The organism is Bradyrhizobium oligotrophicum (genome assembly GCF_051168495.1).
GTDB lineage: Bacteria > Pseudomonadota > Alphaproteobacteria > Rhizobiales > Xanthobacteraceae > Bradyrhizobium > Bradyrhizobium oligotrophicum_A.
Window position 1 is genome coordinate 74,541 of sequence record NZ_JBNPVB010000018.1, and the last position, 20,172, is coordinate 94,712.

A 20,172-nucleotide genomic window follows, 5' to 3' on the forward strand; every position below is an offset into this window, starting at 1 on the left:
TCGTTCGTCCCTGCCGCTTTGTCTCACGCTTTGGCAAGCCGGCCAAGCCGTGATACCCAAGCCCGTAGTCCGGGGCAATCGGACGCCGCCAGGAAACGCTTCAGGGATTTGCCGCATGCCATCGCAATTGAACGTCGCCGTGATCGGGCTCGGCTCGATGGGATTCGGCATGGCGACCTCGCTCAAGCGTGCGGGCTTCGCGGTCACCGGATGCGACGTCTCGGCCGATGCCGTGGCGCGCTTCGTCGCCGATGGTGGCGAGGGCGCAAGCAGCCCGGCTGAGGCGGCGGCGGGCGCTGACATCGTCGTCAGCGTCGTGGTCAATGCGGCGCAGACGGAAGCCATTCTGTTCGGCCCTGGCGGGGCCGCCGAGACCATGCCGAAGGAGGCCGTATTCGTGTCCTCCGCGACCATGGACCCCGATGTGGCGCGCCGGCTCGCCAAGCAGCTCGAAGCAACCGGCCGGCATTACCTCGACGCACCGATCTCCGGCGGCGCGCAGCGCGCGGCGCAAGGCGAGTTGACCATTCTCGCCTCGGGCACCCCGGCGGCCTTCGCCAAGGCGCGGCCGGCGCTCGATGCGATGGCGGCCAAGCTCTATGAGCTCGGCGATGCCGCGGGCCAGGGCGCCGCGTTCAAGATGATCAACCAGCTGCTCGCCGGCGTGCACATCGCCGCCGCCAGCGAGGCCATCGCCTTCGCCGCCAAGCAGGGCCTCGACATCCGCAAGGTCTATGAGGTCATCACCGCGTCCGCCGGCAATTCCTGGATGTTCGAGAACCGCATGCCGCATGTGCTCGACGGCGACTACACGCCGCGCAGCGCGGTCGAGATCTTCGTCAAGGATCTCGGCATCATCCAGGACATGGCGCGCAGCCATCGCTTCCCGGTGCCGGTGTCGGCCGCCGCGCTGCAGATGTTCCTGATGACGGCAGCCGCCGGCATGGGCCGCGACGACGACGCCTCGGTGGCGCGGATGTATGCGCAGGTCACCGGCACCAAGCTGCCGGGTCCCTCCAAATAACAACAAGTAACAACAAGACGAGTGGTCACGCCATGCCGCGCTTCGCCGCCAATCTCTCGATGATGTTCACCGAACATCCGTTTCTCGACCGCTTCGCGGCCGCCGCCGCGGCCGGCTTCACCGCGGTGGAGTTCCTATTTCCCTATGATCATCCGGCCGAGGAGGTCGGCAGGCGGCTGCGCGACAACGGTCTGACGCAGGCGCTGTTCAACCTGCCGCCCGGCAATTGGGATGCCGGCGAGAAAGGCTTTGCCGCACTGCCGGAGCGTTTCGACGATCTCAAGGCGAGCCTGGAGACGGCGCTGCCTTATGCCAAGGCGACCGGAGTGAAGCGGCTGCACATGATGGCGGGGATCGCGGAGCGCAGCGATGCGAAGGCCGTGGAGGCTTATGCCAAGTCGGTGGCGTGGGCGGCAGAGTTCTTCGCGCCCCATGGCCTCGACGTCGTGATCGAGCCGATCAATGCGCGTAATGTGCCTGGATACTTTCTCAACGATTTCGGCTTCGCCCGCGATCTCCTCCGCGATCTGAAAATTCCGAACCTGAAGCTGCAGTTCGACATCTATCACTGCCAGATCATCCATGGCGACGTCACGATGCGGCTGCGCGAGATGATGGACATCACCGGCCACGTCCAGATCGCCAGCATTCCCTCGCGCAACGAGCCCGATGGCGAGGAGTTGAACTATCCGTTCCTGTTCGCCGAGCTCGACCGGCTCGGCTATGCCGGCTTCGTCGGCTGCGAGTACAATCCGCGCGGCCGCACCGAGGAAGGGCTCGCCTGGTTCGCGCCCTACAAGGGAGTGAAGCCGTGACCCTGAAGCTCGGCTGCATCGCCGACGACTACACCGGCGCGTCCGACCTCGCCAACACGCTCACCCGCGCCGGACTGCGCACGGTGCAGACCATCGGCGTGCCGGCGGATGATCTGGCGCTGCCCGAGGTCGACGCCGTGGTGGTATCCTTGAAGAGCCGCTCGATCGAAGCCTCGCTCGCCGTCGCGCGCTCGCGCGAGGCGGATGGATGGCTGCGCGCCCGGGGCGCCCGCCACGTCCTGTTCAAGATCTGTTCGACGTTCGATTCCACCGATGGCGGCAACATCGGCCCGGTCATGGACGCGCTGGCCAGCGATGCCGGCGACACGATCGTGCTGGTGACGCCGGCCTTCCCGGAAACCAGGCGGACCGTCTACCAGGGCAACCTGTTCGTCGGCGGTGTACCGCTCAACGAGAGCCCGCTCAAGGATCATCCGCTCAACCCGATGCACGATGCCAATCTGGTGCGCGTGCTCGGCCAGCAGAGCAAGAGGAAGATCGGGCTCGTCGATCTCACCACCGTCGTGCACGGTCCCGAGGCGATCGGCCATCGCCTCGCCGAACTCGCCGGGCAGGGCATCGGCGCCGCCATCATCGACGCCGTGTTCGATGCCGATCTGACCGCCGTCGGTGCGGCAGCCTTGGCGAGCCGCGTGTCGGTCGGCGCCTCCGGGATCGGGCTCGGTCTGGCGCGGGCGCTGGTCGATGAAGGGCACGTGCATGCGCACGGCCTCGGGCATCACGGCGATGCGCCGGTCGGCGGCATGGCGGCGTGCCTCGCCGGCAGCTGCTCGCAGGCGACCTTGCAGCAGATCGCGCGGGCCGAGAGCATCATGCCGGTGCTCCATCTCGACGCGGCCGGCCTGGTCGTGGGCCCGGACGAGACGCGGCGGGCGTTGGCGTGGGCACTCGAACGGATCGGCAACGGGCCGGTGCTGATCGCCTCCAGCGCGACGCCGGATCAGGTCAGTGCGCTGCAGGCCAGGCACGGTCGCGAGGCCGCCGGCCATGCGATCGAGCAGGCGATGGCCGATCTCGCGGATGGACTGATCGATGCGGGTGTGAGGCGACTGATCGTCGCGGGCGGCGAAACCTCCGGCGCCGTGGTCGATCGTCTGAAGATTCCCGGCTTCCTGGTCGGACGCGAGATTGCGGCCGGCGTGCCTGTGCTTCGAGCCGTCGGGGGCAAAGCAGGCGACATGCTGCTGGCCCTGAAGTCCGGCAATTTCGGGGGGCCGCAATTTTTCAGTGATGCGCTCGCTCTCATGCGCTAGGCGCAGGTCTATTTAAGTCGATTTAAATTGTTTTGGTCTTCCGTAGATTTACGGGAGATTTTCGGATTCGGCTCTTGCGGCTTTCGGCGTCGTCCCGGTTTGCAGCCGGCGGGTGGATGGGGATCTGCCGGTGTCAACTGATGCTGCCGGCGCCTCCTCGAGCGCCCGAAGAAGAGACAAAGGCCATGCTCGCCAAATACTCGATCCGCGCGAAGATCGTCACGGTCGTCGCGTTCCTGCTCGCCGCCATTACCGGCATGGGCCTGCAGGCGGTCATCAACATGCGCGCCATCAATGCGAATACGGTCGATATCGCCACCAGTTGGCTGCCGAGCGTCCGCACGCTGGGCGAATTGCAGCAAGCCGTGGTGATGAACCGCAACATCGTGCGTGCCCATCTGCTGGCGGAGACGCTTGAAGCCAAGGTCCGCGTCGAAAAGGCGCTCAGCGCGAATTTCGATTCGATCGCCAAGACCATCCAAGTCTACCAACCGTTGATCACGAGCGACGAGGAACGCGCGATCTTCAATGACTGGTCGAGGATCTGGGAGGAGTACAAGCGCGGCGTCGACGAGGTGCTGGCGGTGTCGCGCAAGGAGGCGGGGCAGATTCCGCGAGAGGCGAACGAGCTCAACAGCAAGAAGGTCAACAAGCTGCTGACCGATGCCGACGTGATGCTGAAGCAGGACATCGAGCTCAACAATCGCGGCGCCGACAGCGCATTCAAGAATGCCGGGGACCACTATGCGTCGGCGCTGCTGGTGGTCGGACTGATGCTTGGGGTCGCGCTGATCGTCGGCATCGCGCTCAGCTGGCTGATGGTACGCGACGTCTCCGCCGGCATCGCGTCGATCGTCAAGCCGATGCAGGCGCTCGGCGAGGGCGATCTCGCCGTCGACGTTCCGCATCGCGGGGAGAAGACCGAGATCGGCACCATGGCGGATGCGTTGCAGCTGTTCAAGGAGGCGCTGATCGCCAAGAAGGCGGCCGACGAGGCTGCCGCGCGCGACGCCGAAGCCAAGATCGAGCGCGGCCATCGTGTCGACGGCATCACCCGCGAGTTCGAGGCGATGATCGGCGAGATCGTGAACACGGTGTCATCGGCCTCGACCCAGCTCGAAAGCTCGGCCGGCACGCTGACCGCGACCGCACAACGTTCCAAGCAGCTCGCCACCACGGTGGCCGCGGCCTCGGAGGAAGCCACCACGAACGTGCAGTCGGTGGCGTCGGCGACCGAGCAGATGGCCGGGTCGGTCAACGAGATCAGCCGCCAGGTTCAGCAATCCGCCCGCATGGCCAACGAGGCGGTTGGGCAGGCGCGTCATACGACCGATCGCGTCAGCGAGCTGTCGAAGGCTGCGACGCGCATCGGCGACGTCGTCGAGCTGATCAGTACGATCGCCGGCCAGACCAACCTGCTCGCCCTCAATGCCACGATCGAGGCGGCCCGTGCCGGCGAGGCCGGGCGTGGCTTCGCGGTGGTCGCCTCCGAGGTGAAGGCGCTCGCCGAGCAGACCGCCAAGGCCACCGGCGAGATCGGCCAGCAGATTTCGGGCATCCAGGTCGCCACCCAGGAGTCGGTCAACGCCATCAAGGAAATCTCCTCGAGCATCGAGCGGCTGTCGGAGATCTCGTCGACGATTGCGGCCGCGGTCGAGGAGCAGGGCGCGGCGACCCAGGAGATTTCGCGCAACGTGCAGCAGGCGGCGCAGGGGACGCAGCAGGTTTCCTCTACCATCACCGATGTCGAGCGTGGTGCTGCGGACACCGGCGCGGCGTCGTCACAGGTGCTGTCGGCGGCGCAGGCGCTGTCGGGCGACAGCAACCGGCTGCGACAGGAGGTCGCGAAATTCCTGACCTCGGTCCGGGCTGCCTGACCGGGGTTTCAGCGGCAGGGGCTATTTCAAACCCTGTCTTGTGAGCCGAGAAGGCCGGAACGTCGTTCCGGCCTTCATGCTGCTTCAGCGCATGCGTCCGGAGAATTGAGCCTGTCCACGTGCCCGTCAGGACCTTTTTTCAGGGGCATGATCGTTCGAACATCGAAGTTTTTTTCGGGAATCTCGTACTTGCGGCGCAGCATTAACGGTATTTATGCGGCCTCACCCCTATACCGGCATGGAGACGGTCGCGTGACGCGTCCACATGTGGGTTGGGCAATGAAACTGAATCGGATTGGCAATAAACTCGGTCTTGCTGGCGCCATCGGCGCAACGCTCGCGGTCGGCATGATCGTAAATCAGATGATCGCGGGGGCTGCGGTCGATCGGGCCAATGAACAGGCCGAGCGCGCGCGCCGGGTGGTCGAAAGCGTGATGTCGGCCAGCATCAACATGCAGCAGAGCCAGCTGGCGGGCCGCACGGCGCGGCTGGCGCGGGTGCCGGGCGAGGCCGAGAAGGCCGGCGCCGATATTCGGCAGTTCTCGGCTGCCATGGTCACGGACATCGATGCCGCCCTCGCCAATGTCACCACGAGCGAAAATCGTTCCCGCCTGACCCGTCTCAAGGAACTGATGACGAGCTATGCCTCCGGCGCCGTCGACCTGGCGGAGGCGCAAAAGACCCTGCTGCTGCAGATCGACAAGCGCACCGCCGTTTCCAACGAATGGACCAAGGGGCTGCAGGCCGTGCTGTCCTCGCCGACGCTGCCGAACCTCGCCTTTCGCGAGCGGATCGAGCGGCAGCTCCATGCCGCCGATGCCAAGCTGAACTATGTGAGCGCGCAGGCCTGGCGCTTCGGCGTGACCGGTGACGCGTCCACGATTGCCCTGGTGAAGCAGACCGTGCCGGTGGTGAAGAGTTCTCTGTCCGACGCCCGCATGCTCGCGGACGACCGCGAAATCCAGGCTGCGATCACCAAGCTGAACGGCGTCGCGTCCGATTTCGTCGTCGCCAACGAGGAAGTGGTCAAGACCGAGGGCGTCAAGGAAATGCTGGTTCGCGACCGCACGCTCAAATATCTCGCCGAAGCCGGCGAGCTGATGACTGCGTCGATTCAGGACGCGCGCGCCCGCAACGCCAGCGCCAGGCAGGACGCCAACGAGGTCGCCTCGCAGGCGAGCCGAATCACGCTGATCGTCGGGTTGGCCGTTCTGGTCTCCGTGGTCTGCTCGGTCGTGTTCTCATTCTTCGGCATTGCCTGGCCGTTGACGCGGCTCAACGGTGCGCTCGGCGACATGGCCCGCGGCCGGCTCGACATCGAAATTCCCGGCGCCGCGCGCGGCGACGAGATCGGCGATCTCGCCAAGACCGTGACCGTGATCCGTGGCAATGCCGAAGAGAAGGCGCGCGCCGAGGCCGAGGAGAAGAGCGCGCAGGACGCGATCGCGGTGCGCCAGCGCCGGGCCGACATGCAGCGGCTCGCCGAGCAGTTCGAAGCGGCGGTCGGCGAGATCGTCGACACCGTGTCGGCAGCCTCCAGCCAGCTCGAACAGTCCGCGACCACGCTGACCCACGCCGCGACACGGTCGCAGGGACTGACCACCGCGGTCGCATCGGCCTCCGAGGAAGCCACCACCAACGTCCAGTCGGTCGCGTCCGCCACCGAGCAGATGGCCTCCTCGGTCAACGAGATCAGCCGTCAGGTGCAGGAATCGGCACGCATCGCCAACGAGGCCGTCGGCCAGGCCCGCACCACGACCGGCCGCGTCAGCGAGCTGTCGAAGGCCGCCACCCGCATCGGCGACGTCGTCGAGCTGATCAACACCATCGCCGGCCAGACCAACCTCTTGGCGCTCAACGCCACCATCGAGGCGGCGCGCGCCGGCGATGCCGGCCGCGGCTTCGCCGTGGTCGCCTCCGAGGTCAAGGCGCTGGCGGAGCAGACGGCCAAGGCCACCGGCGAGATCGGCCAGCAGATCTCGAGCATCCAGGCGGCGACCCAGGAATCGGTCGGCGCCATCAAGGAAATCTCCGCCACGATCGAGAAGCTGTCCGAGATCTCGTCGACCATCGCCGCCGCGGTCGAGGAACAGGGCGCCGCGACGCAGGAAATTTCGCGCAACGTGCAGCAGGCGGCACACGGCACGCAGCAGGTCTCGGCCAACATCACGGACGTCGAGCGCGGCGCGACCGAGACCGGCTCGGCCTCGGCGCAGGTGCTCGCTGCGGCGCAGGCGCTGTCCGGCGACAGCAACCGCCTGAAGCAGGAGGTCGCGAGCTTCCTCGGCTCGGTGCGGGCAGCCTAGGGGCTTCGTCATGGGATGCTCGCGCGGACCGGCTGGTCTGTGCGGGCATCCGCATTCGTCCGGTCCGGCAAGCCACAGCGCCGGAAATTGAGAACGTCTGCGCGTCCCGTCAATCGATGGCGTGTCATTGCCGATCCGCCGGAAACGCGCCCGTCTACGAGCTGTCATCGCTTCGTCGGCCGACCATCCGGCCGTAGGCGGCCAGACCAAGCTGACGCTCGATGCGACCGGGCGTGGCGGGCCGGCGAGGCCGGCGGTGAGATCGGCAGCATTCAGGTGGTGACCCAGCAGTCGGTCGGCGCCATCAGAGAGATCTTCGGCACGATCGAGAGGCTGTCGGAATTTCCTCGGTCATCGCGGCGGGCGCCGTCACGAAATCATGGCGTCGACAGCCCGGTGTGGTCACCGGCCGCGCCTCTGTTCCGCGGGCGCGCGGCCCCACCCGTGTGGGTGTCGGACACCGGATTGGCCTGCGAGTGACCCGGTGAACTACGGCCCCGAAAGTTAATCAACATTTCAACCGTCGGCGACAATTTGCCGAGATTGGCACAATTCGCCGCACCTGCAGTCGGGCGGGGCCGCCGAGCCTGCTCAAAGGATCCATATGCTCGCCCTTCTGATGAATATGAAGACGTCGCGCAAGGTCGGGACGGCCTTCCTGATGACCATGATCGTGTCTCTGGTCGCGAGCGTCGTGACCTGGCAGAACCTGTCGACGCTGGCCCAGAACAATCAGTGGACCGTCCACACTTATCAGGTCATGGAGCAGGCCAAGCTGCTGGTGTCGGCGATGGTCGATGCGGAAACCGGCGTGCGCGGCTTCCTGGTCGGCGGCACGGATAATTTCCTGGAGCCGTACCGGAATTCGGACACGGCTTTCAAGAAGGCGCTCGGCGAGGTGAAGAAGCTGACGTCCGACAATGCCGCCCAGCAGCGGCGCTTCGATGAGATCGAGCGCGCCGCGACCGGCTGGCGGCAGGACGTGGCGGAGAAAGAGATCGCGCTGATGCGCAATCCGCAGACGGTGGCGGAGGCCCGCAACCTCGAATCGTCCGGTGCCGGCAAGAAATACATGGATGGTCTCCGCGGCCTGGTGAAGGAAGCGGTCGACGCTGAAGAGTCGCTTCTGAAGACGCGTGCCGATGCTGCCGACGCGGCTCTGGCGTCGTCGAAGATCGCGATCATGGCGGGCGGGGCTGGGATGGCCCTGATCGCGCTGATCTCGATGTTCGTCATCAATGTCACGATCACGCGGGCGATCACGAGCATGACCGCCGCGATGGGGCGGCTCGCGGCGAACGATCTGAGCGTCACGATCCCGTTCTCCGAGCGCCGTGACGAAGTCGGCGACATGGCGAAGGCGGTCCAGATCTTCAAGGATAATGCCGTCCGCGTTCAGGCACTCGAAGCCGAGCAGAAGGTAACGGAGCGCCGCCAGGCCGAGAATCGCCGTCGCGACATGATGGATCTGGCCGGCCGGTTCGAGCAGACCGTCGGCGACATCGTGAACGCCGTGTCCAGTGCTTCGGGACGGCTGGAAGCGTCGGCCAATTCGCTGAGCCGGTCCGCCGAACATGCGCAGGAGATCACGACGACGGTGGCGTCGGCATCCGAAATGGCCTCGACCAACGTGCAGTCGGTCGCCTCGGCCACGGAGGAACTGTCATCATCGGTCACCGAGATCAGCCGGCAGGTGCAGGAATCCGCCCGTATGGCCAACGAGGCCGTCCATCAGGCGCGCCGGACCAACGAGCAGGTGAGCGAACTGTCCAAGGCGGCCGCGCGGATCGGCGACGTCGTCGAGCTCATCAACACCATCGCCGGCCAGACCAACCTGCTCGCGCTGAACGCCACCATCGAGGCGGCCCGTGCCGGCGAGGCCGGCCGCGGCTTCGCCGTGGTCGCGACCGAGGTCAAGGCGCTCGCCGAGCAGACCTCCAAGGCGACCGGCGAAATCGGTCAGCAGATCTCCGGCATCCAGAGCGCAACGCAGGAATCGGTCGGCGCCATCAGGGAGATTTCGGGAACCATCGAGAAGCTGTCGGAGATCGCATCGACGATCGCCGCCGCGGTCGAAGAGCAGGGCGCCGCGACGCAGGAGATTTCCCGCAACGTGCAGCACGCCTCGCAGGGTACGAGGGACGTCTCAAGCAACATCGTCGAAGTCCAGCGCGGCGCCAACGAGACCGGCTCCGCTTCGTCCGAGGTGCTCTCGGCGGCGCAGGCGCTGTCTTCCGACAGCAGCCGGTTGAAGGCCGAAGTGTCCCGTTTCCTGCAGACGGTCCGCGCCGCCTGATCCGCAGCAGCAAAGCCTCAGCGACTCATCATCGGCAACGACGGCAACATGGTTGCCGCCGGCGCGTACTTCTACGGTTGCAAAATTTCAGTCTGAGTTAATCGGTGCCTGCAATGAATGATTCATCATTGCCTAAGATTCAGGTCGAGCCAGTGCGGGCAAGACTGAAGTCGCACCCTTCCTACTCCGAGAGCTGCCATGCGCAAGAATTTGCCCGTTACCAATGTCGAATATCCCATTACGGATGACACCCTCATCGTATCGAAGACCGACACCAAGGGAAAGTTGACCTTCTTCAACAAGGATTTCGTCGACGCCGCCGGCTTTACCGAAGCCGAACTGATGGGCCAGCCGCACAACATCGTGCGCCATCCGGACATGCCCCCCGAGGCCTTCGACAATCTCTGGAGCACGCTGAAGGCCGGCCGCCCCTGGGTCGGCGCGGTGAAGAACCGGCGCAAGAACGGCGACTATTACTGGGTTCTGGCGACGGCGTCGCCGATCTGCAAGGACGGCCAGGTCGTCGGCTACACGTCGGTGCGCACCAGGCTGCCTTCCGACCAGCGTGCGGAGGCGGAGCAGGTCTATGCCGCGATCCGGGAAAACAAGCCGCACGGCTACAAGATCGATGACGGCATCGTCCGTCGTCGCTCCGTGTTCGACCATCTCGCGATGTTCAGTGGGACGGTCTCGGCCCGGCTGCGGACGCTGATCGGGCTGCAGACGCTGTTCCTGATCGCGCTCGGCGTGTTCTCGTTCGGCGACGGTGGACTCGGCGGCATGGCCGCTGTGGCGATCGCCGTTGCAGGGATCGTGCTGTGCGGCCTGATCGGCCTGCGTACGCTGAGCGTGGTCGTCGGGCCGCTGAACCATCTGAACGAGACGATGGAGAGCATCACCCAGGGCAAGCTCGACACCCGCATGCGCATCGAGCGTGACGACGAGATCGGCCGTGCCCTGCGCAACCTGCAGACCGTGCAGACGATGGTGCGCTTCAATGCCAAGGAGCTCGTCGAGCAGGAACGCCACGCAGCCGTCACGCGCAAGCAGGAGATGTCGTCGCTTGCCGACAACTTCGAAGGGGCCATCGGCAACATCGTCGACACCGTCTCCTCGGCCGCCAACCATCTCGAGAGCTCGGCCAATTCGCTGTCCAGCACGGCGATGCGTGCGCAGCAATTGTCGACCAGCGTTGCCGGTGCCTCCGAGGAGGCGTCCGCGAACGTTCAGGCCGTCGCCTCTGCGACCGAAGAGCTGACGTCATCGGTCCGGGAGATCAGCCGCCAGGTCCAGGAATCGGCGCGCATCGCCTCCGACGCCGTCGATCAGGCGCGCCGGACCAATGACCGGGTCGCCGAGTTGTCCAAAGCCGCGACCCGCATCGGCGATGTCGTCGAATTGATCAACACGATTGCGGGCCAGACCAACCTGCTGGCGCTCAACGCGACGATCGAGGCCGCGCGGGCGGGCGAGGCCGGCCGCGGTTTCGCGGTCGTCGCCTCCGAGGTCAAGGCGCTGGCCGAGCAGACCGCAAAGGCCACCGGCGAGATCGGCCAGCAGATCTCCGGCATCCAGGCCGCCACGCAGGAATCCGTCGGCGCCATCCGCGAGATCTCGATGACGATCGAACGGCTGTCCGAGATCGCCTCGACGGTCGCCGCCGCCGTTGAGGAGCAGGGCGCGGCCACCTCCGAGATCTCCCGCAACATCCAGCAGGCTGCGTCCGGCACGCAGGAGGTCTCGTCCAACGTCAGCGACGTGCAGCGCGGAGCCAGCGAGACCGGCGACACCTCGAGCCAGGTCCTCCAGGCGGCACGCCAGCTCTCGGGCGACAGCAACAAGCTCAAGCAGGAGGTCAGCCGCTTCCTGCAGTCGGTCCGCGCCGCCTGATCGGCGGCTGCCTGTCTGACGATATGCGATAGTCGAACGACGGCGCCCCATCGGGCGCCGTCTTCGTTCTTGTACGCCACCAGGCCATGCCTCGACGCGAGCAGGCCGAACTCGCGCGCGCGTCGCATTGGACCAAGGAAGCAGGCCTCCGGCCAGAAACGCCGCCATCCCGCCATAATCCCGCTACGGTGCACAGCTTTCCTTGTATTTCAAAATTTTTCAACCAGCGGTACAATTTTGTGGCGAATAATGTAATGGCGTGCGGACCCTCCCGCAGGACCTTGGTGCTGTCGGCCGCGATCGCTGCCGCGGCCTTTGGTCTCGATGCGCCTCTTGCCGTCGCCGCCAAGCCTCGCCGCCGCACCTCGGACCCCGAGCGCGGCTTTCGCCGGATCGCCGTCGGTGAGGCTGAGGTGATCGCGCTCTATGACGGCATATGGGAGAAGCCGCACGAGGCGGGCTTCCTGAGCAATGCCGGCGTCAATGACGTCAAGGCTGCGCTGCGCGCGTCCGGCCTCGACGCGGCCTTCGTCCCGATTCCGATCAGCACCTATGTGGTGCGGCTGAAGGGCAAGACGGTGCTGTGCGATGCCGGCGGCGGCGGTCAGGTGCAGGGTTACAATTCCGACTCCATCTTCGTGTCCGGCCACATGCTGGGCAATCTCAAGGCGGCCGGCATTCGTCCCCAGGACGTCGACACCATCCTGATCTCGCACTTCCATCCCGATCATATTTTCGGACTGCTCGGCGAGGATACCAATGCGCCCGTGTTTCCCAATGCCGAGATCATCGTGGCTGCGGCCGAGTACAAATTCTGGACCGATCCATCTTTGACCAGCCGCCTGCCGCCATGGCGGCAGACATTGGCCCGTCGCATCCAGGGCGTGCTTCCTGGCTGGAAGAACGTGCTGCCGGTCGAGGGGGAGGACGAGGTGGTGCCCGGCGTCCGTTTCGTCAGTGCCTATGGGCATACGCCGGGACACACCGCCTTTCATCTCAGCTCCGGCGCTGAGCAGTTGATGATCTCCGGCGACACGGCCTATGTGCCGGCGCTCAGCCTGCGCCATCCGGATTGGCGTGGTGCGTACGACCAGGATGGTGCGGCTGCCGAGGTCAGCCGGCGCAGATTGCTCGACAGGGTGATCGCCGACGGGATGCTGATCTGCGGCTCGCATTTTCCATGGCCGGGATTTGGCCGGCTAGTTCGCGATGGCGCTCACTACGCGCTCGACATGCTCTCTGCATGATTCCGAACGCAGATCCAGATGAGGCCTCGGGGCAACATTATGAAAACGCACTACGAGGTGCTCGGGATTTCGCCGCGTGCCGATCTCGATACGATCAAGCGGGCGTTCCGCCAGGCGGCGAAGGCGCACCATCCGGATCTCAGGGGCACTGGCGACGCGGCGGCGGACCATCAGCTCAAGATGATCATCATCGCCTACAAGGTGCTGCGCGATCCCGATCTGCGCGCCGAATATGACGAAGAGCTCGCCCTCGAGCGGAGTCGTGTCCGCCGGGAACGTTGGAAGGCGATCCTGCAGTTCACCGGCGCGACCGCGGTGCTCAGCGTGGTCCTGATCGGGCTCGAGATCCTGCTGTTTCCCTCGCTGGGTGATTGGGTGAACAGACCGGCGGCAACGCGCTCGGTGACGCTGCAGCCCGCGCCTCCGCTGCGATCCCGGCCGCCGCGCGAGTCGGGCGGCGAGCCGGCGCCAGCCGTCCGAAACGCGGCGGTCGATGTGCCGCCGGCCGCGCCGCCGGTGGTTGCGGGCAGCCCGGTGCCGTTGTCGTCTCCGGAGCCTGTGGCCGAGGCGCCGGTCCCGCCGCCGTCGCCGGCGACCGCCGCGGGCTTCGTGAGGCGAGGGCTGGAGCGCAGCCGGCAGGGTGATCTCGATGGCGCCATCGCCGACTTTGACGAGGCGATCCGGCTCGCGCCGCGAATCGCCGACATCTATCGCTATCGCGCCAAGGACCTCGGCCGCAGAGGCCGCTGGGACCGCGCGGTGGCCGACTATGAGCGGGCGATTCGTCTCGATCCGAACAATCCGGCGCTGTTGCACGATAGCGCGCTCGCGCTACAGCAGAAGGGCGATCTCGACGAGGCCCTGGTGGATCTCGATCGCGCGGTGCGCATGAGCTTCAGCGATGCCGACTTGTACAGCGACCGCGGCGCCATCTGGCTCGCCAAGGGGCGCTACGACCGTGCGCTCGCCGACTTCAATCAGGCGCTCAAGCTGAACCCTGAGCTGGCGACCGCGGCGGCCCGCCGCGACGATGCGCTGGCGCGCAAGCGCGAGCAGCTTCTGGCCGGTAACAGCGCCGCCCCGCCGCCGCGTCAGCCCGGCCCCGAGACGACCGGAGCGCTGCCGACCGAGACCGAGCCCGGATCCGCTCCCGCCACGGCGCCACGCTGAACAGCCCTTCCACGCGTTCCCGGGCATCCAGAACGGGCTGGCCATCGTTTTGCTTCAAATCCCTCCGCGGCGGGCGACGCGGCGATCCTGGAGCGAACGATGAGCGTGTACGTCTCGGTGACCGGCTTTCGCCCGCACGGGGGCTTGTTTCGTCTGGCGCGGTTCTGGTGGAACACGCTGCGCGCGACGCGACAGGCGCGCAACGCGCCGGGCAATGTGCGGGTCGTGCTCCGTCCGGTGAACGGCATCTTCCACACGCTGACGGTCTGGTCCGACGAAGCCAGCATGCGCGACTACGTGCGGAGCGGCGCGCATCGGAGCGCCATGATCGGCTTCCGCGATCTCGGCAGCGGCAGGACACTCGGCTTCGTGGCCGACGTCGAGCCCGCCTGGGAAGAGGCCTATGCGCGCTGGCAGCGCGAGGCGCGGGCGGTTTGAGGCGTGATCCGCACCGGCCGTTGTCGGTGCAACTAACTGACCCGCCACTCCGGCACGCCATCGGCGGCCATGGTGATGGGACCGAGCGCGCCCACCGGCGTCTTGTCCGGCTTCATCAGCCGGGCCAGCGTCGCGTCGTCCCGGGCGGGCACGCGCGCGAGCGTACGCGTGTCCTGCTCCGTCCGCAGCATCACCACGCCATGCTCGACCTCGCCATTGCGGTCATACAGCGCGGTGAAGCTCTCGACCTTGCCGTGGCCGCCGGCTTCGGCGACGAACTCCGGTGCCGGGGTGCGATGGCGGTCGGCCTCCGCCTGCACGCTGACGTCCTGCGACAGCGCCGATGGCGGCTCGCGCGAGATCACCAGCGCATGATGCTTGGTGACGAAGCCGCCCTGGCCGTAGAGCAGGCCGCGCTTGGCGCCGCCGCGCAGCCGCCGCACCATGGCGCAGGCGGCATGCGTCATGTAGGTGTTGAGCGGCGCGCCGAAGAAGGTCAGCCCGCCGGTGACGGTCGGCTCGACGTCGGCACCGAGGCCGAGCGTCCGCCGCGCCATCTTGGGCACGCAGGGGAAGCAGCTGTAGAGCTCGATCACGTCGAACGCCGAGCCATTGCCGCCGACGAGGTTCATCGCCGCCTGCAGCACCGCGTTCTGCGGATGGCTCTCGGCGAACTGATCGCGCGTGAGATAGTCGCGCGGGTCTTCCGCCGATGCGCCGCCGAGCGGATAGATCATGCGATGCTCGGCAATGCCGGCGGCGCGCGCCTTGGCCAGGCTGGTCAGGATCAGCGCAGCCCCCATGTTGACCATGGGATTGGCGACCATCAGCTTGGTGTAGGGCCAGGCGATCGGGCGGTTGTCGGCTGACGCCGTGGTGATCTCCTCCGGCGCAAAGTGCCGCTTCAGCCAGGCATTCGGATTGTAGGCCGCGACCGCCGAGAACCGCGACCACAGCTCGCCGGATTCGGCGAGCGCCTGCTGCGGCGTCTGGCCCCATCTGGCGGAGCTCGCGACCTCGTAGAACGGATACACCGTGACCGGGCGGAACACGCCGAGCTGCACGGCCAGCGGTTTCTGGAAGGCGGCGCCGCGCTTCGGCTCCTCGACATCGTGGGCGAACGGCGTCCATGGCAGGGTGACGCCGGCGCGTTCCGCCTTGGTCGCGGTCGACTGCGCCTCGGCGCCGCAGACCACGGCGACCTCGCATTCGCCGCGTGCGATGCGCAGTGCCGCCTCGTGCAGGAAGCGGATCGGGCTCTCGCCACCGACCGGGCCGTAATGGCAGTGCGCCGGCCTGACGCCGAGCCGCTGCGCCAGCAACTGCTCCGGATCACGGTAGCGCCAGCTCAGGAAGTTGACGACGTCGAGCGAGCCCAGCTCGTGGATCAGCTTGACGCCGGCGTCGTTTTCCGCGCGACGGATCGCCTGTTCGAGCAGCGCCAGCGGCTCCAATCCCTCAGCGAGCTCCTTGGTGCGATCGACGATCTCGCCGACGCCGACGATGACGGGAATGCGCTCCGCGGGCCGGGCAGTTGCAGTCATGGGCGTTTCCAGGAAGCGGCCCGTGACGGACCATCATTGTTGTCTTGCATTGTTGTCTTGTCTCCGTTCTGTCATCGCAGGTTCGACCGCGCAATGCAGAAAATGCGGATGGCGCCCGCGCTCGAGATGGCTTCCGCAGTACGGCATATGCGCCTAAAACGTCCGCTCCCTTGCCGCTTACGCCGGAGTTTCCCCGTGTCCGAACAGAACAGCTATGTGCCGCCCAAGGTCTGGACCTGGAACAAGGCCAGCGGCGGCCGCTTCGCCAACATCAACCGGCCGATCGCCGGTCCCACGCATGACAAGGAATTGCCTGTCGGCCGTCATCCCTTGCAGCTCTATTCGCTCGGAACGCCGAACGGCGTGAAGGTCACCGTGATGCTGGAGGAGCTGCTGGCGCTCGGCCATGCCGGCGCGGAATATGACGCCTGGCTGATCCGCATCGGCGAGGGCGACCAGTTCGGCTCCGGCTTCGTTGCCATCAATCCGAACTCGAAGATCCCGGCGCTGCTGGACCGCAGCGGGCCCGAGCCGATCCGCGTGTTCGAGTCCGGGGCGATCCTGGTGTATCTCGCCGAGAAGTTCGGCGCCTTGCTGCCGACTGAGCCGGCGAAGCGCGCCGAGTGTCTGTCCTGGCTGTTCTGGCAGATGGGCGCCGCACCCTATCTCGGCGGCGGCTTCGGCCATTTCTACGCCTACGCGCCGACCAAGATCGAATACGCCATCGACCGCTTCGCGATGGAGGTGAAGCGCCAGCTCGACGTGCTCGACCGCCGTCTCGCCGAGAGCGAATATCTCGCCGGCCCCGACTACACCATCGCCGACATCGCGGTGTGGCCCTGGTACGGCGCGCTGTCGAAGGGATTGCTCTACGAAGGCGGCGAATTCCTCTCGGTGCACGACTACAAGCACGTGCAGCGCTGGACCGACCAGATCGCCCAGCGCACGCCCGTCAAGCGCGGCCGCATGGTCAATCGCGTCTCCGGCGATCCGGCGAGCCAACTGCACGAGCGCCACGACGCGTCCGATTTCGACACCAAGACGCAGGACAAGATCGGGCCGGGCAAGTAGTTGCTCGCGTTGCTCTTGTAGTTGCTCCTGTAGGGTGGGCAAAGGCGCTCCACCACCACTTCGGCAAACACAGTCTCGCGCGCCGTGCCCACCGCCTTGACTCACCGTCACCACCGCTGGGCACGCGTCGCCTGCCGGCGCCGCTTTGCCCACCCTACGATTCCGCGATCGCGGTGAACCCCACCGTCATTGCGAGGAGCGAAGCGACGAAGCAATCCTGGGTCCAGCGCGCGACTCTGGATCGCTTCAATGGACTTTGAGGACGCGCCGACCCGCGTCCGCCGGCTGACGACAGGGGAGATAACCGTCGGGAGGTCTGGTCGCGCCGGTCGGCGACCAGTCTATTTGCACGTGCGAAGACGAGGCCGTTGCCGCACTGCGATTGTTTGGCTCTCACGATGTCGGCGTGTTTTCTCGCAGCGGCAGAACAGAATCGTGTCACTATCAATTCGCAGCAGCCGGGCGTGCCGCGTGCCGGACGAGTTCGAGCAGAGGGAGCCTGCGGTGATGACCGCCGGGTTCAACGACCACTTCGGAGGGACCCATGATCGACCGACGTGATCTGCTGAAGGGCGCGGGGCTTGCTGCCTTGCTGGGCGGCTCCGGCGCCAGCCGCGCGCTGGCGGAGGACATGGTGACGCTGCCCTTTGCGAATGGCGAGCGCCCGCTGGTGAAGTATCCGCAGAAGCGGCCGATGATCGGCCTGACCAGCCGGCCGCCGCAACTCGAAACGCCGTTCGCGGTATTCAATGACGGAGCGATCACGCCGAACAACGCCTTCTTCGTCCGCTATCATCTGGCGGGCCTTCCCTACGATCTCGATCCGGACAAGTTCACCCTTGAGATCAAGGGCAAGGTCGACAAGCCGCTCAAGCTGTCGCTCAAGGACATCCGCAAGATGAAGGCGACCGAGATCGTCGCCGTCAATCAGTGCTCCGGCAATAGCCGCGGTTTCTTCGAGCCGCGCGTCGCAGGCGGCCAACTCGGCAATGGCGCCATGGGCAACGCCCGCTGGCGCGGCGTTCCGCTCAGGACCGTGCTCGACATGGCGGGTGTCCAGGCCGGCGCCAGGCAGGTCACCTTCGGCGGCATGGACGGCCCCGTCGTCGACAAGACGCCGGATTTCGTCAAGGCGCTCGACCTGGATCACGCCAGGGACGGCGAGGTGATGCTGGCCTACGGCATGAACGGAGAGGATCTTCCGTTCCTCAACGGCTTTCCGCTGCGCCTGATCGTGCCCGGCCATTACGGCACCTATTGGGTCAAGCACCTCAACGAGATCACCGTCGTCGACGGCGTTTTCGACGGCTTCTGGATGAAGTCGGCGTACCGAATTCCCGACACGCCGAACAATGCCGTCGAGCCCGGCACCGCGCCGAAAGCGACGATCCCGATCAACCGCTTCACGGTTCGCTCCTTCATCACCAGCGTGGCCGATGGCGCCAAACTGAAGGTGGGCACGTCGATGTTGCGCGGCATCGCATTCGATGGCGGGACGGGCATCAAGCAGGTCGCGGTCTCGACCGACGGCGGCAAGACCTGGACCGACGCCAAGCTCGGCAAGGACCTCGGAAAATATTCCTTCCGTGAGTGGACGTTGCCGGTGAAGCTTGCAGCGGGCCCCCACGATCTCAAGGTCCGGGCCACCGGCAATTCAGGCGAGACCCAGCCGGAGACACCGCGCTGGAATCCGGCCGGCTATCTGCGCAACGTCATTGAAACCGTCCGCGTCACCGCGGCCTGAGGAGCAAGACCATGCAACGGACGTCCTTCCTCGCCGCTGCGCTGGCTCTCGGCGTAGGTTGCCTCGCAGGCGGTTCGGGCTTGCTCATCGCTGCGCCGGTCAACTACCGGGTACCACAGGAAACGGCAGCCTTCAGGCCGGGGCCCGATCTCACCGTCGTGCAGGGCAATTGCACGGCCTGCCACTCCGCCGACTATATCAAGATGCAGCCGCCGATGAAGAACAAGAAGGAGTTCTGGCAAGCCGAAGTCACCAAGATGATCAAGGTCTATGGTGCCCCGATCGACGATGCCGATGTCGGCAGGATCGTCGACTATCTCGCTGCAACCTACTGACGTCCGGTGTTGCCGGCGGCCGGGATCGCTCAGCCTGCCCCCTTCGCCGGCGGAAAATCCATGCGGTCGTTGGTGCGGCAGTAGCGGTCGGCGAACATGCGCCCGACCGGGTGGAACAGCTCCATGGCGACACGCATCTTCTCGGTGTCCCACAATTCGTCACGGATGTGGAAGGCGAGGCCCTCGCCGAGCACCAGCACCCGGTCGCCGTTGACATCGATGAGCTGCCAGGTCTTGCACTCCATCGCGAACGGCGCCTCGGTCAGCCGTGGAACGCCGATCACGCGTGACGGCGTGAGCTTCAGCCCGAGATGATCCGGCTCGCCGATTTCGGGCGGAAAGTCACCACCCGTTTCGTGCATCGCCTGCGCCAGCGGCTCGTCGGTGATGTGCACGACGAACTCGCCTTCGCGGCGGATGTTGACCAGCGTGTCCTTGACCCGGCCGTCAGGCCGCAGATTGATCGCGAACACGCACAGCGGCGGGTCCTCGCCGAGCACGTTGAAGAACGAGAATGGTGCGGCGTTGACGACCCCTGTCTCGCCCCTCGTGGTCACCCAGGCGATCGGCCGCGGCAGCACGAAGGAGGTCAGGATCTTGTAACGCTCGCGCGGGCTGAGATCGGTCGAGAGATATTCCATGTCGCTGTTCCCGGTGCGTTGCTGATCCGACCGTAGTGGGCGTTGATGCAATGCGGAAGCCGATATTGCGGGCAGCGGCTGCGCACGCGATGGCTTCTGCGGCGGCTTCGGAAATTCCATGCTTCCGAGGAACGGCTCCGGCGGCACCACGTTCGACCAGCATAGCAACGACAAATGGAGGTCACGCCATGAAACCCATGATCAGCCTGTTCGCCTGCGCGTTCGTCGTCTCGGCCACCTCGGCCCTGGCACAGGGCGGGCAGCAGCCCACGACGCCGCCGAGCGCGCAAAATTCCGGAGCCGGCATTCAGGGCGCTCCCGGCAACAAGAACGGAGCGCCGACGACTGAGTCGGGCAAAGGCACGGTCGGAGCGGCGCCGACGATCAACCGGCAGAATCCGGACGTGAGTGCGCAGGATCCGTCGAACATCAAGGGCATGCCGGGCAACAAGAACGGCCCGCCGGCCAAGAAGCCGCAGAACTAACACAGGTCTGGTGC

Annotated in this window: 16 protein-coding genes; 14 read left to right on the forward strand and 2 right to left on the reverse strand. The window is 66.1% G+C overall.

Features of this window, described 5'->3' with window-relative positions; translation table 11 throughout:
- Nucleotides 1-115: 115 nt before the first annotated feature.
- The 10 genes from ltnD to ACQR1B_RS28120 all read left to right on the forward strand — a co-directional run bounded on the left by ltnD (nt 116) and on the right by ACQR1B_RS28120 (nt 14,338).
- Entirely contained in the window at nt 116-1,024 is a 909-nt protein-coding gene (ltnD, locus tag ACQR1B_RS28075; protein WP_434835642.1) for an L-threonate dehydrogenase, read from the forward strand.
- Nucleotides 1,025-1,056: 32 nt separating this feature from the next.
- Entirely contained in the window at nt 1,057-1,839 is a 783-nt protein-coding gene (otnI, locus tag ACQR1B_RS28080; RefSeq protein ID WP_434835641.1) for a 2-oxo-tetronate isomerase, read from the forward strand.
- Entirely contained in the window at nt 1,836-3,113 is a 1,278-nt protein-coding gene (gene otnK, locus ACQR1B_RS28085; RefSeq protein ID WP_434835640.1) for a 3-oxo-tetronate kinase, read from the forward strand. The genes otnI and otnK overlap by 4 nt, the downstream gene beginning before the upstream one ends.
- A 185-nt stretch (nt 3,114-3,298) precedes the next feature.
- The gene (locus ACQR1B_RS28090) at nt 3,299-4,990 is read left to right on the forward strand and encodes a methyl-accepting chemotaxis protein (protein ID WP_434835639.1); all 1,692 of its coding nucleotides are present in this window, start codon (nt 3,299-3,301) and stop codon (nt 4,988-4,990) included.
- A gap of 279 nt (nt 4,991-5,269) precedes the next feature.
- The gene (locus ACQR1B_RS28095; RefSeq protein WP_434835638.1) at nt 5,270-7,297 is read left to right on the forward strand and encodes a methyl-accepting chemotaxis protein; all 2,028 of its coding nucleotides are present in this window, start codon (nt 5,270-5,272) and stop codon (nt 7,295-7,297) included.
- A 667-nt stretch (nt 7,298-7,964) separates the two neighbouring features.
- A complete protein-coding gene (locus ACQR1B_RS28100) occupies nt 7,965-9,593 on the forward strand; it encodes a methyl-accepting chemotaxis protein (RefSeq protein ID WP_434835704.1) in 1,629 nt (542 codons plus the stop codon).
- A gap of 198 nt (nt 9,594-9,791) precedes the next feature.
- On the forward strand, nt 9,792-11,483 hold the full coding sequence (locus ACQR1B_RS28105; protein WP_434835637.1) for a methyl-accepting chemotaxis protein: 1,692 nt from the start codon (nt 9,792-9,794) through the stop codon (nt 11,481-11,483).
- Nucleotides 11,484-11,737: 254 nt separating this feature from the next.
- Nucleotides 11,738-12,730 carry an MBL fold metallo-hydrolase gene (locus ACQR1B_RS28110; protein WP_434835636.1) on the forward strand — a complete coding sequence of 331 codons (993 nt, stop codon included), beginning with the start codon at nt 11,738-11,740 and terminating at the stop codon, nt 12,728-12,730.
- Between the two features lie 39 nt (nt 12,731-12,769).
- The gene (locus tag ACQR1B_RS28115; protein WP_434835635.1) at nt 12,770-13,900 is read left to right on the forward strand and encodes a J domain-containing protein; all 1,131 of its coding nucleotides are present in this window, start codon (nt 12,770-12,772) and stop codon (nt 13,898-13,900) included.
- Nucleotides 13,901-13,999: 99 nt separating this feature from the next.
- A complete protein-coding gene (locus tag ACQR1B_RS28120) occupies nt 14,000-14,338 on the forward strand; it encodes a hypothetical protein (protein ID WP_434835634.1) in 339 nt (112 codons plus the stop codon).
- 32 nt (nt 14,339-14,370) lie between these two features.
- On the opposite strand, the gene ACQR1B_RS28125 is transcribed toward ACQR1B_RS28120, so the two are convergent.
- Entirely contained in the window at nt 14,371-15,882 is a 1,512-nt protein-coding gene (locus ACQR1B_RS28125) for an acetyl-CoA acetyltransferase (RefSeq protein ID WP_434835633.1), read from the reverse strand.
- A 195-nt stretch (nt 15,883-16,077) separates the two neighbouring features.
- On the opposite strand from ACQR1B_RS28125, the gene yghU reads away from it, so the two are divergent.
- The 3 genes from yghU to ACQR1B_RS28140 all read left to right on the forward strand — a co-directional run bounded on the left by yghU (nt 16,078) and on the right by ACQR1B_RS28140 (nt 19,032).
- A complete protein-coding gene (gene yghU, locus ACQR1B_RS28130) occupies nt 16,078-16,953 on the forward strand; it encodes a glutathione-dependent disulfide-bond oxidoreductase (RefSeq protein ID WP_434835632.1) in 876 nt (291 codons plus the stop codon).
- A 544-nt stretch (nt 16,954-17,497) separates the two neighbouring features.
- The gene (locus tag ACQR1B_RS28135) at nt 17,498-18,697 is read left to right on the forward strand and encodes a molybdopterin-dependent oxidoreductase (RefSeq protein ID WP_434835631.1); all 1,200 of its coding nucleotides are present in this window, start codon (nt 17,498-17,500) and stop codon (nt 18,695-18,697) included.
- 11 nt (nt 18,698-18,708) lie between these two features.
- Entirely contained in the window at nt 18,709-19,032 is a 324-nt protein-coding gene (locus ACQR1B_RS28140; RefSeq protein WP_434835630.1) for a cytochrome c, read from the forward strand.
- A gap of 29 nt (nt 19,033-19,061) precedes the next feature.
- Here ACQR1B_RS28140 and ACQR1B_RS28145 read toward each other — a convergent pair whose 3' ends face one another.
- On the reverse strand, nt 19,062-19,673 hold the full coding sequence (locus ACQR1B_RS28145) for a flavin reductase family protein (protein ID WP_434835629.1): 612 nt from the start codon (nt 19,671-19,673) through the stop codon (nt 19,062-19,064).
- Nucleotides 19,674-19,861: 188 nt separating this feature from the next.
- Between ACQR1B_RS28145 and ACQR1B_RS28150 the strand changes: the two genes are divergently transcribed.
- A complete protein-coding gene (locus ACQR1B_RS28150; RefSeq protein ID WP_434835628.1) occupies nt 19,862-20,158 on the forward strand; it encodes a hypothetical protein in 297 nt (98 codons plus the stop codon).
- Nucleotides 20,159-20,172: the final 14 nt, after the last annotated feature.